This is a genomic window from Mycobacterium sp. D16Q16 (genome assembly GCF_002013745.1).
In the GTDB taxonomy this organism is placed as follows: Bacteria; Actinomycetota; Actinomycetes; order Mycobacteriales; family Mycobacteriaceae; genus Mycobacterium.
Window position 1 is genome coordinate 22,765 of record NZ_MAEY01000025.1, and the last position, 12,585, is coordinate 35,349.

General features: G+C 65.3%; 11 protein-coding genes. 2 read left to right on the forward strand and 9 right to left on the reverse strand.

Features of this window, described 5'->3' with window-relative positions; all coding sequences use genetic code 11:
• Positions 1–11: 11 nt before the first annotated feature.
• From B4394_RS21565 to B4394_RS21595, 7 genes are all read right to left on the reverse strand, one after another.
• The gene (locus tag B4394_RS21565; RefSeq protein WP_078312846.1) at positions 12–2,207 is read right to left on the reverse strand and encodes a malate synthase G; all 2,196 of its coding nucleotides are present in this window, start codon (positions 2,205–2,207) and stop codon (positions 12–14) included.
• A 100-nt stretch (positions 2,208–2,307) separates the two neighbouring features.
• On the reverse strand, positions 2,308–3,363 hold the full coding sequence (locus B4394_RS21570) for a hemolysin family protein (protein ID WP_078316295.1): 1,056 nt from the start codon (positions 3,361–3,363) through the stop codon (positions 2,308–2,310).
• On the reverse strand, positions 3,356–4,717 hold the full coding sequence (locus B4394_RS21575) for a hemolysin family protein (protein ID WP_078316243.1): 1,362 nt from the start codon (positions 4,715–4,717) through the stop codon (positions 3,356–3,358). Before B4394_RS21575 ends, B4394_RS21570 begins: the two co-directional genes overlap by 8 nt.
• A 105-nt stretch (positions 4,718–4,822) precedes the next feature.
• On the reverse strand, positions 4,823–6,259 hold the full coding sequence (locus tag B4394_RS21580) for a GuaB1 family IMP dehydrogenase-related protein (protein ID WP_078316244.1): 1,437 nt from the start codon (positions 6,257–6,259) through the stop codon (positions 4,823–4,825).
• Between the two features lie 48 nt (positions 6,260–6,307).
• Positions 6,308–7,762, reverse strand: coding sequence for an NADP-dependent phosphogluconate dehydrogenase (gnd, locus tag B4394_RS21585; protein ID WP_078316296.1), 1,455 nt, complete (start codon positions 7,760–7,762; stop codon positions 6,308–6,310).
• 115 nt (positions 7,763–7,877) lie between these two features.
• Positions 7,878–8,843, reverse strand: coding sequence for a M56 family metallopeptidase (locus B4394_RS21590; protein ID WP_078292451.1), 966 nt, complete (start codon positions 8,841–8,843; stop codon positions 7,878–7,880).
• Between the two features lie 14 nt (positions 8,844–8,857).
• A complete protein-coding gene (locus B4394_RS21595) occupies positions 8,858–9,265 on the reverse strand; it encodes a BlaI/MecI/CopY family transcriptional regulator (RefSeq protein ID WP_078304802.1) in 408 nt (135 codons plus the stop codon).
• Positions 9,266–9,509: 244 nt separating this feature from the next.
• Here B4394_RS21595 and B4394_RS21600 point away from each other — a divergent pair, with 244 nt between their 5' ends.
• Both B4394_RS21600 and B4394_RS21605 read left to right on the forward strand, forming a co-directional pair.
• Positions 9,510–10,268, forward strand: a complete 759-nt coding sequence (locus B4394_RS21600; RefSeq protein ID WP_078312843.1) for an iron reductase — start codon at positions 9,510–9,512, stop codon at positions 10,266–10,268.
• Positions 10,269–10,445: 177 nt separating this feature from the next.
• Entirely contained in the window at positions 10,446–10,856 is a 411-nt protein-coding gene (locus B4394_RS21605) for a PaaI family thioesterase (RefSeq protein ID WP_078312842.1), read from the forward strand.
• 134 nt (positions 10,857–10,990) lie between these two features.
• On the opposite strand, the gene B4394_RS21610 is transcribed toward B4394_RS21605, so the two are convergent.
• Positions 10,991–11,791, reverse strand: a complete 801-nt coding sequence (locus tag B4394_RS21610) for a sensor domain-containing protein (RefSeq protein ID WP_078312869.1) — start codon at positions 11,789–11,791, stop codon at positions 10,991–10,993.
• Positions 11,788–12,552, reverse strand: a complete 765-nt coding sequence (locus B4394_RS21615) for a sensor domain-containing protein (RefSeq protein ID WP_078312841.1) — start codon at positions 12,550–12,552, stop codon at positions 11,788–11,790. Before B4394_RS21615 ends, B4394_RS21610 begins: the two co-directional genes overlap by 4 nt.
• Positions 12,553–12,585 lie beyond the last annotated feature (33 nt).

Sequence of the window (12,585 nt, forward strand, 5' to 3'; positions counted from 1 at the left end):
ACGGCCATCCGCTACTTGGCCGCCGCGGCCTTGTACTCGCGACGGCGCCGGTGCAGGATCGGCTCGGTGTACCCGTTCGGCTGATCCTTACCCTCCAGGATGAGCTCCTTGGCGGCCTCGAAGGCAATGTTGCTGTCGAAGTCCGGAGCCATCGGACGGTAGTCCTTGTCGCCGGCGTTCTGCCGATCGACAACCGGTGCCATCCGCTGAAGACCCTCGACCACCTCGTCCTCGGTGATGACATCGTGCCGCAGCCAGTTGGCCAGCAGCTGGCTGGAGATACGCAAGGTAGCGCGGTCCTCCATGAGCGCCACGTCGTGGATGTCCGGAACCTTGGAACAGCCGACTCCGTGGTCGATCCAGCGCACCACGTAGCCCAGGATCGACTGGCAGTTGTTGTCGATTTCCTCGCGGATGTCCTCAGCGGTCCAGTCGTGACGCGATTCGGCCAACGGGATGGTGAGCAAAGACTCCAGTTCCGCGCGGTGTTTACCGGCGAGCTCCTGGTCCACCGCCTTGACGTCAACCTGGTGATAGTGCAGCGCGTGCAGGGTCGCGGCGGTGGGGGACGGCACCCACGCTGTGGTGGCTCCCGCGCGCGGCTGCGCGATCTTCTGCGCGACCATGTCCGCCATCAGGTCGGGCATGGCCCACATGCCCTTGCCGATCTGTGCCTTACCGGCCAAACCGGCACCCAGCCCGGTGTCGACGTTGTGATCCTCGTAGGCCAGGATCCACGGCTGCGACTTCATGACGGCCTTGCGGCACATCGGACCGGCTTCCATCGAGGTGTGGATCTCGTCGCCGGTGCGGTCCAGGAAGCCGGTGTTGATGAACACCACGCGATCGGAAGCGGCCTTGATGGCAGCCTTCAGGTTGATGGTGGTGCGGCGCTCCTCGTCCATGATGCCGACCTTGAGGGTGGCATGCGGAAGTCCGAGCACCTCTTCGACGCGGCCGAACAGCTCGGCGGTGAAGGCCACTTCCTCGGGCCCGTGCATCTTGGGCTTCACGATGTAGACGGATCCGGTACGGCTGTTCTTCAGCGGACCGTTCTTCTTGCCGGAACGCAGGCCATGAATGGCGATGAGGCTGGTGAAGAGCGCGTCCTGGATGCCTTCGGGCATCTCGTTGCCCGCGGCGTCCACGATGGCGTCATTGGTCATCAGGTGGCCGACGTTGCGGACGAACAGCAGGCTGCGGCCCGGCAGAGTCAGCTCACCCTTGCCGTCCGGGGTGTTGAACACGCGATCCTCGTTGAGCACCCGGGTGAAGGTCTTGCCGCCCTTGGAAACATCCTCGGACAGGTCTCCCTTGTTGAGTCCCAGCCAGTTTCGGTACCCGAGCACCTTGTCCTCGGCGTCCACGGCGGCCACCGAGTCCTCGAAGTCCATGATCGTGGTGATCGCCGATTCCAGCACGACATCCTTGATGCCGGCCTTATCGGTGGATCCGACAGGGGAGTCGGGGTCGATCAGAACCTCGATGTGCAGGCCATGATTGATGAGCAGCACCGACCACTGCGGCTTACCGAGCTTGCCGGTGTAGCCCACGAACTGGTCGGGGTTCTGCAGCCCCGTGGAGAGTTCGTCGCCGAAATCGATGAGCAGTTGGCCGTCGTCGATCTTCAGGCCGACGGCGTCTTTCCACGAGCCGGCCGCCAGCGGCGCCGCACCATCGAGCACCTCGCGCGCGTACGCGATGACCTTGTCGCCGCGGACCCTGTTGTACGACGAGCCCTTCTCGGCCCCGTCAGTTTCCGGAATGACGTCGGTGCCGTACAGCGCGTCGTAGAGGGAGCCCCAGCGTGCATTGGCGGCGTTGAGCGCGAAGCGCGCGTTCAAGATCGGAACAACCAGCTGCGGCCCTGCCGTCGTGGTGATCTCGTCGTCCACGTTGGCGGTGGTGATGGTGAAATCCTCAGGCTCCGGAACCAGGTATCCGATCTCGGTGAGGAACTCCCGGTACTCCGACGGATCCAACGGCTCGATGGCGCGCTGCCGGTGCCAGCGATCAATCTGAGTTTGCAGGTCGTCGCGCCGGTCGAGGAGCTCTCGGTTCCGCGGAGCCAAATCGGTGACTACTTTGTCGACCCCAGCCCAGAAAGCGTCGGCATCCACACCGGTGCCCGGGAGGGCCTCATTGGTGATGAAGTCGTATAGCACCCGCGCCACGCGCAGGTTGCCCACATCGACGCGATCACTCATCGCAACTCCTCTGTGTTGTTTGTGGGTCTGGGACCGGACGCTCGTGCGAATCGGTGAACAATGATCCTACTCATTGGTAGCCATCAACCCCGAAACCGCGCTATATGCGGTGAGTTCCGTCACGCACGGTGCCGACGAGATCCTCCACCAGATCCTCCAGGGTGACCAGGCCCACTACGCTGCCGTCGGTGGTTGACATGAGTGCCAGATGACTGTTGCTACGACGCAATGTCGACAGCGCCTCCGGTAGCGGAACCGAACCGTGCAACCGCGGCAGGGGCCGAATGAACGCGGGGTCGATGGTCGCCTCCGGATCGTCCCCCATGGTCAAGACGTCCTTTATGTGCAGATAGCCGAGGTAATCCCCGTGGGGTCCAATGACTGGGAATCGTGAGTAACCAGTTTCGGCCACGACCCGCTCCACAGCGGTCACCGAAGGCGCCTGCGCCGAGCCCGATACGACGATCGATCGAATCTGGTTAGCGGGCACCACCACGTCCGCGACCACCCGGTGCTGGATCTGCAGCGCGCGCCGCAACCGGGTGTGTTCTTCCTCGTCAAGCAGCCCCTCGGACAGCGACTCCGCGATCATTTCCGAAAGTTCCACGGTGGATACCGTGACCTCAAGCTCGTCCTTCACCGGGACCTTGATGATCCGCAACGCGGTGTTGGCGCACCAGTTGTAGAAGGCGATCAGGGGCCGCGCCAGCCGGATGTAGACCAGGTAGGGCGGAATCAGAAGCATGGCGGCGGATTCTGGACCGGCGATGGCGATGTTCTTGGGCACCATTTCACCGAGCAGCACGTGTAACAGCACCACGATCGACAGCGAGATGACGAACGCGACGGTGTGCGTCACCGCCGAGGGGGTGCCCAACAGCCCGAAAGGACGTTCCAGAAGGTGCGCTACGGCGGGCTCCCCGATGCGGCCCAACAAGATTGAACAGATCGTGATGCCGAGCTGGGCGCCGGCGAGCATCAGCGACAGCTTCTGGCCGGCCATCATCACCGTCACCGCGCGCTTCTTGCCCGCCTCCGCCAGTGCCTCGAGCCGATCCCTGCGGGCGGAGATGAGGGCGAATTCGGCACCGACGAAAAACGCGTTCGCCAAAAGCAATGCGGCGGTGAGTAGTACGCCGAGTATGTCGCTACCCATCGTGGTCATTCCCCCGAGCGTCGGTGTCAGTCAGCTCGGTGAGCTCGATCTGGTCGATCCGTCGACCGTCCATGCCCGCGACCCGGGCCCGCCAGCGGGGCAGCTCAGCGAACGGATGTTCCGGCACCACCGCCGACAATTCGACGGTCTCGCCGACGGTCGGGATGTGACCGAGCTCCTGGAGCACCAGACCGCCGATCGTCTCGTACTCTCCCTCGGGGGCCCGGTAACCGGTCGCCGCCGAGACCTCGTCGATGCGCAACAGACCCGACACCACCCAACCGCCCCCGGAGGACACCACATCGGGCGTTGCGTCATCGTGCTCGTCCCGGACATCGCCCACGATCTCCTCGATCATGTCCTCGACCGTCACCAGCCCGGCGGTGCCGCCGTACTCGTCGACCACCAACGCGGTCTGCATGCCATTGGCCCGCACCTGCTCCATGACCGCGTCGCCGTCGAGAGTCGAGGGCACCACCGCGACTGGCCGGGCCAGACTCGCCAGCGTGGTCGTGGCACGGCGATCCCGCGGCACCTCGAAGATCTGCTTGACGTGAACGATGCCGATCGTCGCGTCAAGATCACCCTCGGTGATCGGAAACCGCGAGAAGCCCGTGTCGACGGCGATGGCGATCAGGTCGGCGACCGTGTCCGTCGCTTCCAGCGATTCGATCTCGGTGCGCGGGGTCATGAGTTCCTCGGCGGTGCGGCTCCCGAACCGCAGCGAACGGTCCACCAGCACCGCGGTGGTTTCGTCCAGCGCGCCGCTGCGGGCCGAGGTGCGCACCAGCGACCCCAGCTCCTGGGGCGAACGCGCTGACCGCAGCTCCTCGGCGGGCTCAATTCCCATGCGCCGCAGCACCCAGTTGGCGATGCCGTTCAAGGCGCGGATCGCGAAGGCGAACACCGCCGAGAACAGCACCATGGGCCCCGCGGTGGCGCGTGACGTCGAGATAGGGCGCGCCAAAGCGAAGTTCTTGGGCACCAGCTCACCGAAGATCATCGATATCGAGGTCGCGATGACGAGCGCCAGCGCCAGCGATATCGCGCTGCTGACCGTCGCTCCGGTGTATCCGATCGCCTGTGTGAGCAGGCGCGCAATCACCGGCTCGGCCAGATATCCGGTCACGAGTGTTGTGATGGTGATGCCGAGCTGGGCCCCCGACAGCTGGAAGGACAACGTGCTGTGCGCCCGTTTGACCATCCTGTCCCGGCTATCACCGGTCTTGGCACGCGCCTCGATGGAGCTGCGCTCCAACGCGGTCAGGGAGAACTCGGCGGCCACGAAGAGTGCCGTCCCCGCGGTCAGCGCGACGAACGCAAGCAAGCTCAGCCCGGTGAATAAGAGCGTCACCGCTGGCTGGCCCCTTAGGTTGAGAGATCACACGGTGTGACCGTCGTGAGGCTCATGGTAACGGTGCATGTGGCCAGCAGGTACTCAACCGTCGGGGGAGGACGGTCACCAACCTTCGGGAAGCGGGCGCCCCTCGGCGAATCCGGCAGCCGACTGGACGCCCAGAACCACTCGTTCGTGCAGCTCGGCCAGCGTGCGCGCACCGACATACGTGCAGGTGCTGCGCACGCCCGAGATGATGTGGTCGATGAGGTCCTCAACACCGGGCCGTTGCGGGTCCAACTCGATCTTCGAGGTGGAAATGCCCTCCTCAAAAAGGCTCTTGCGCGCCTGGTCGAAGGCGCTGTCACCGGCGGTGCGGGCGGCCACGGCACGCTTGGACGCCATCCCGAAGCTGTCCTTGTAGCGGCGGCCGCTGGGAGAAAGCTGCAGATCTCCGGGAGATTCGTGCGTGCCGGCGAACCAGGAACCGATCATCACGTTGGCAGCACCCGCCGCGAGCGCCAGGGCGACGTCTCGTGGATGCCGGACCCCACCGTCGGCCCACACGTGGGCACCGAGTTCGCGTGCAGCCGCTGCACATTCGATGACGGCAGACAGCTGAGGGCGACCCACGCCGGTCATCATCCGGGTGGTGCACATGGCGCCCGGGCCCACGCCCACCTTCACGATGTCCGCACCGGCCCCGATCAGATCCCGGGTGCCCTGCGCCGACACCACATTGCCCGCGGCGATGGGCACACCCAGCGACAGCTCCGCGACCGATCCCAGCACCTCGATCATCTTCTGCTGGTGTCCGTGCGCGGTGTCGATGACCAGGAGATCCACGCCGGCCTGCGCCAAGGCCGTTGCCTTGGCGCGGACATCGCCGTTGATACCGACCGCGCCGGCGATACGCAGGCGTCCGCTCGCATCCACAGCTGGTGTGTACAAACCGGCCCGGATCGCCCCGGTACGGGTGAGGATCCCCGCCATGGTTCCGTCCGGGCGCGTCACAACCGCCACCGGCACATGCGCCTCGGCCAGGCGATCGAAGATCGCCCGCGGATCGGTCCCCGTGGGCACCGCGACAAAGTCGGTGGTCGCGATGTCGTGCACGCGGGTGAACCGGTCGATGCCAGTACAGGCGGCCTCGGTGACCAGCCCCCGTGGCTTACCGTCCTCCAGCACCACCGCGGCCCCGTGCGAGCGCTTGTGGATCAAGGCCACCGCCTCGCCCGCCGAGTCATCAGGCGCCAGGGTCACCGGCGTGTCGTAGATCAGATCGCGACTCTTGATGAACTCGACCGTCTGCGCGACCGCCTGCACCGGAAGATCCTGGGGCAGCACGGTGATTCCGCCACGGCGTGCGACGGTCTCGGCCATCCGTCGCCCCGCCACCGCCGTCATGTTGGCGACCACGATCGGGATCGTGGTGCCGGTGCCGTCCGCGGTAGTCAGGTCGACATCGAACCGCGAGATGACATCCGAGTGGTTCGGTACCACGAAGACATCGTCGTAGGTGAGGTCGTACGGTGGCCGCTGCCCGTCTAAAAACTGCACAGTATCGCTTTCCTTATGCGTCCCGAGATGCCTCCCGAGGCGTCCGGTTTACGCCTCTACCTCGCTACGGTCGCCGCTCCAGAGGGTGTGGAACTTGCCGGGGGAGTCCACGCGCTCATAGGTGTGCGCACCGAAGAAGTCTCGCTGTGCCTGAGTGAGGGCAGCGGGCAGGCGATCGGTGCGCAAACCGTCGTAGTACGACAGCGACGAGGCGAAGCCCGGGACCGGAATGCCCAGCTGCGTCGCCGTCACCACGACGCGACGCCAGCTGTCGATGCCGTTTTCGACGGCGGCGCGGAAGTACGGGGCGGCGATCAGCGTGGCCAGGTCAGGCTCGTCGGCAAAAGCGTCCTTGACGCGATTGAGGAACTGGGCGCGGATGATGCAGCCACCCCGCCAAATGGTGGCCAGGTCACCCGGCTTGACGTTCCAGCCGTACTCGGCGCTCCCCGCGGCGATCTGGTTGAAGCCCTGCGCGTACGCCACGATCTTGGATGCGTACAGCGCCTGTCGCACATCATCGACAAATTGCTTTGCATCGCTTGGCTTCTCGCCCAGCGATCCGGAGGTGAAACCGGCCGCGGCGGCACGCTGGGGGCGTGATCCGGACAGGGCACGGGCGAAGACCGCCTCGGCGATTCCGGTGACCGGTACGCCGAGGTCCAGGGCGGACTTTACGGTCCAGCGACCGGTGCCCTTCTGCTCGGCGGCGTCAACGATGACGTCGACCAAGGGCCGTCCTGTCTTGGCATCGGTGTGGGCCAGCACATCGGCGGTGATCTCGATGAGATAGCTCTCCAGCTCACCGCTGTTCCACTCGGTGAAGACCTCGGCGATATCGGGTGCCGACATACCCAGCGCATCGCGCAGCAGTTGGTAGGCCTCGCCGATCAGCTGCATATCGGAGTACTCGATGCCGTTGTGCACCATTTTCACGAAGTGCCCCGACCCGTCCGGGCCGATATGCGTGCAACAGGGCGTGCCATCGACGTGTGCCGCAATGGATTCCAGCAGCGGACCCAGCGCCTTGTAGGACTCGACGGGGCCGCCGGGCATGATCGAGGGGCCATTCAGCGCGCCCTCCTCACCACCGGAAATTCCCGCGCCGACAAAGTGCAGCCCCCGTGCGGCCAGCGCAGCCTCACGGCGAATGGTGTCGGTGTACAGGGCGTTACCGCCGTCGATGATGATGTCGCCGGGCTCCATCGCGGATGCGAGCTCTTCGATAACGGCATCGGTGGGATCACCGGCCTTCACCATGATCAAAACGCGGCGCGGGCGCTCGAGGGCCGCGACGAACTCCTCGACCGTCTCGCTGCGAATGAAGTTTCCCTCAGACCCGTGATCGGCCAACAGCGCGTCGGTCTTCGCGACCGATCGGTTATGCAGGGCGACGGTGTATCCGTTCCGTGCGAAGTTCCGCGCGATATTCGATCCCATGACGGCCAGCCCCGTCACGCCGATCTGAGCTTTTCCCTGCGCCGAGCCGTCTGCAGCCGTCACCAGCACATCCTTTCGTTGTTGCGCACCAAAGCCGTTCACTCGTCGCGCAAGCGGCTCATTGCCGATTCTCGCGCAGTCACTCTCGACCCGCGAGCGCGGGTCACCTACTCACGGGTTAACTGCTGAACAAGCGCTGAAGTTCGGTGAACCATGGGATGACCACAGCCAACGTCGGCACCACCAGTATGGCCGCAGCGGCCGCATAAGCGCCGCACGACAGGACCAGGCTGTTCCCGCTCCCGCCCAAGCGCCGGACCCGGATCAGGGTGGTGGGGCCACCGGCCGCCATCGCACCGACCGGTGTCGGGCCACCCGCGCACGCGACGAGTGCGCGGGCCAGGGGAGTAGGGCCGGCCGTCCGGACCGCGGCATCGTCGGCGAGCAACTCGACGAGCAGTTTGACCGCGTCGAGCGCGTTTTTGCTGCGCACGATGACCGGGAACGCGTCGTGGACGGCGGTGAAAGCCTCTAACACGAGGTCATGGCGCGCGCGCAGATGGGCGCGCTCGTGCGCGACGATCGCGGTCACCTCATTGTGTCCCAGTGTGCTCAGCGTGCCCTCGCTGACGACCACGCGGCTCCGCACACCTGGCAAGCAGTAGGCCAGGGGTTCATCGACTTCCAGCACCCGCAGATCGTGGTCACGCCGGCGATGGATGTCGTAGCCCCCGCGCCAGTTCTCGCAGTACCGCTTGTGATCCAGCAGGTCGACGACCGCCCGGTGATGGGCGCGGCGGCGGCGGGTACGTACACCCACCCGGATCACCGACACCATGAGCCGGATGCCGATGAGGATCGTGATCGCGAACACCGTGACGTAGAGCAGCCACAAACCCCAACCGAGGCGGTCGATTTCACCGGTGATCGTGGCGGTGGGGTGGCCGTCCGGCCCCGGCACGAGAAGTCTGCTCGCGATCGCAAGCCCGGAACTGAACGCGGAAAGAACGGCGGCCGCGGCAATGGCCTGCCACAGAACCATCGCCGCACGTGGCGCGCGGTATGGCCAGCGCGCACGCGCGAGCAACGCCGGTACGGGACCGGTCAGCAGCAGCGCGAGAATCGCGAACGCCAGGGCGGACACATACCTAGTGTCCCTTACTCGGTGGGGCGACCGCCAGCAGATGGATCTTTGGCTTCGAGCTCGGCCAGGGCACGGCGCAGTGCATCGGCCTCATCAGGGCCAACACGCTCCACGAAATGCACCAAGGCGGCCTCGCGGGCACCCGAGTTGTTGGCCTGCGCCAACGCGTCCACCATCAGGCCCGCGACAAGCTCGTCGCGGCCGTGCACGGGTGCGTAGCGGTGCGCGCGATCATCGCGGTGCTGCACCACCAGATCTTTCTTGGCGAGACGTTGCAACACGGTCATCACGGTCGTATAGGCGAGGTCACGCCGCGTCGACAATGCCTCATGGACCTGGCGGACAGTCTGGGGCTCGGGAGAGGACCACAGATGGTCCATCACCGCGCGTTCAAGTTCGCCCAGGCGTGCCATTCCGAACATTCTACGTTCACCTCCGACGCAATGCCGTACTACATCCAGTCGTACTTCTTCTGACAGCCAACGATCCATAGCTCGGTCTTTGTTCCAGCGCTCGATTCGGTCTCACCATGTGGGCCAAATCCGTCAACACGGCCCGATGATCAGGAGCTTCGGTGAGAGCAGTCACAACACCCGCACCTGGCGATGTCATCCTACATGTGGTTAGGCTTACCTATCTTGTCTACGTGAAGGGAGGCTGCCAACTGTGACACTGGCCATCGATCGATGCTCTTCGACCAGGAGTCTCATCGCCGACGATCCGCTGATCGCCGGGATGTCCATCCGCCAATCACTGCCGCTGCACGAATCGAGCAGTCGGCTTCGCGAGCTGTATCCGGAATGCCCGCGGGCCTACGGCGTCGCCGTCATGTCTGATGTCGGCCGCCGCCGATGGTGGCCGCTGGCGCGCGCCTTGAACACCGACCGGCTTGAGCGGATGTACGCCCGCGCCATCGAGGAGACCGGCAGCGATTCCGTCGCCGTCCACCAGCTCGCGGACGCTCTCGTCCACACCGTGGTCGGCCGATTGGTCGCCCTGGTCGTGCTGGAGGGCCGCGCCTGGGATCCGGGCCTGGGGAACCTGTGGGTCTACTTCGATTCCGAGGGCTGCATCGATTGGGCGGGGGTCGTGGACCCGACGCTGCGCGTATTGCCCGACGACCCGGACCGCGACCGCGGACAGGTCGTAGTCTTCCCCAGCGAGGAAGCACTCGCCGCGTGGACGGCACACCGATGCCATCGCGCACTCGCGCCCTTGTTTACGCGACTGTCGCAGATCAGCTCCGGGACAATGGAAATCGGGCAGATGTGGCAGCTGGTCGGCTCGACAGTGGTGGGGGCGGCGACGCACGTTCCGCTGCTCGCGCGCTCCAGCGAGACCGATGGAATGCGGCGCGGACAGGCGATCCTCGACCGCTTCATGACACTCGGATTGCCGGTTCGCCACAAAGCGCTTGCAATTTAGGGCAGCCTTGCCTATCCTTGGAACCGTCGAACGCGCTACAGCGCGACCAGACACCCGGACCGCGCCGGAGTCCTGAGGGCTGCAGAGACCCCCGGTCCACTCGAAGGAAGTGCCCCACCTGCTTCGGCAGGTGGGGCACTTCTTCGTTAGCGGAGGCCGCACTGATATGAACATCGAATGCCTGACACGCCGGAGCACCTCAGCAAGATGCCCACCGCGCCCTTCGACAAGCTCGTGGGGCTCGAATACACCTCGCTGACACCCGAGGGAGTGTCCGCCAGCCTGACGATCACCGAAAACCTGTTGCAACCCAACGGGATCGTGCACGGGGGCGTGTACTGCTCGGTGGTCGAGAGCGTGGCGAGCGTCTCGGGGTACATCTGGCGCGCCAACGTGTTGGGGGAGGAGAGCGCGGTGGTCGGCGTCAACAACAACACCGACTTCCTGCGCGCCATCTCATCGGGCACACTCACCGCCACATCCACGCCGATACACCGAGGCCGTCGTCAGCAGCTGTGGCTTGTCACCATCACCGACGACGGGGACCGGACAATCGCACGCGGGCAGGTTCGCCTACAGAACTTGTGAGACTCGGGTGGGCGCGACCCCCCGCGCGCCCACCCGAGCTCATCTCGAGAGATGTCGGCCGGCCCCCCGATGGTCGGGCCGCCATCCTCGTCCCCCCGCCCGGATCCAGTCCCCACTGGGATCCAGGTGGCTTGTCAGCTCAGCTGCAGCTTGTCGACAATCCTGTCGGCCATCTTCTGCACCAGCTGCTTTGAGTTGCTTCGCGCGCAAATCTGGGTCTGAACAATCACATTCGCGACACCGTTGTAGGACACGAAGCAGCGATACGTGCTCGGCCCGTAGGTGAGGGCCCAATTCACCTTCTTGGCGTTTGACGATGAGACCGACACCGCCACAGGCACCTTCCGCCCGCCCGGATCGGTGAAGTTGTACGTCTTTCCGTCGCATTCGGTGATCTCATCGGCTGCTGTCGAGAACTGCGCCTGCGCCGCGTCCTTGTCCTTGTATGCCGCGATCCCTTGGTAGACCTGAGCGTCGGGGTTCTTGGCATCTCCGAGCAGCATCTCGGTCCCGCGGAAGGTCTCGTAGTCCTTGCCCACCGACTCGACGGTAAGCCCCTGCGTCACATTGCAACTCGCATCATCAGACTCGGCCGCCGTGAAGGGCTTGTCCCGCTTGTTCGTCTTGGCGACTTCCGTGTCGAAGACCTTGGCGAGCTCCTCGCCGGTGAACAACGCCGCCACCATGGCATCCTCGGTGACCTTGTCCTGCCCCGGCCACCCCGTCAGACCCGCGGGCCCGGTACTGGGCGGCGCCGGCGCCGGCGCGAGTGCGGTCCGCGACGCCGTCGTGCTGGCAGACGTTGACGCGTCGGGCGCGTCCTTCTGGCCGGAACATCCGGACAGCGCCAGCGCGGCGATCGCCGTCGCACACAACACCGCCCGCCCTGTTGTGCCTGTCATGAGGCCCCCTCTCACGTTCTTCGCCGCGATCATGCCGGAATCCACTCGGCCATACGGTCCACGATCGCGGTGACGATCGGAGTGCCATTGCCGTTCTGGCACAACAGGCTCCCGAAGAGCGCGTTGTTCTTGACCCGATAGTCGTAGAAACACCGCCACCCCGCCGGTTTTCCGTCCTTGAGCTCTTGTCGCACCCACGTCACACTGGTGCCGTTGTTCGAGAACGGGCCAATACGCCATTCGATATCGCCCTCGGTCTGGCGGGAGTCCGCACACGATGCCAGCGACGGGGGATACGCGGCCTGCAGCTGGCTCGCAGCGGCCTTCGCATCGGGGAACAGCACCACCGCCTGCCAGACGATGTGGTCGTACCGATCCTGAGTTTCCTGCAGACGCGAGCCTCGGTAGGTGGTCCACTCGTCACCGAGGCTCTCGCTGCGCAGCCCGGTGAGTGCCTGACACTTACCGGTCGCGGAGGCATCGCTGGGTCGAGTGGACTTGAACTCGTACGTCAGCGGGGATCCGACCAGCCTGCCCACATCGTCGGCGGAGATGATGATCGATTCCGCCTTGTCGGGCGTGACGATCACCGGTGCCGGCGGTTCGAGCGAGGTGGTGACCGGTGGCGCACTGGACTTGGGGCTCGCGATCGCCCCGTCCTGCCCATGATCGGCCGGTGCCGATGTCTCGGTGGCACCGACCGGTATCGGCTTGATGCCCCCGGTCTCTGTCCCACAACTCACCGCGAGCATCGCTGCCAGGCCAAGCCATCCGACAGCCAACACGTGACGCATCCAAGTCCCTCCCTGCCGATTTCAGACCCGTAT

What these genes read in the sequence shown, in the direction of transcription:
- B4394_RS21565 (WP_078312846.1), bottom strand. Translation starts at nt 2,207, where the DNA reads ATGAGTGATCGCGTCGATGTGGGCAACCTGCGCGTGGCGCGGGTGCTA.
- B4394_RS21570 (WP_078316295.1), bottom strand. Translation starts at nt 3,363, where the DNA reads ATGGGTAGCGACATACTCGGCGTACTACTCACCGCCGCATTGCTTTTG.
- B4394_RS21595 (WP_078304802.1), bottom strand. Translation starts at nt 9,265, where the DNA reads ATGTTCGGAATGGCACGCCTGGGCGAACTTGAACGCGCGGTGATGGAC.
- B4394_RS21605 (WP_078312842.1), top strand. Translation starts at nt 10,446, where the DNA reads ATGCCTGACACGCCGGAGCACCTCAGCAAGATGCCCACCGCGCCCTTC.
- B4394_RS21610 (WP_078312869.1), bottom strand. Translation starts at nt 11,791, where the DNA reads ATGATCGCGGCGAAGAACGTGAGAGGGGGCCTCATGACAGGCACAACA.
- B4394_RS21615 (WP_078312841.1), bottom strand. Translation starts at nt 12,552, where the DNA reads ATGCGTCACGTGTTGGCTGTCGGATGGCTTGGCCTGGCAGCGATGCTC.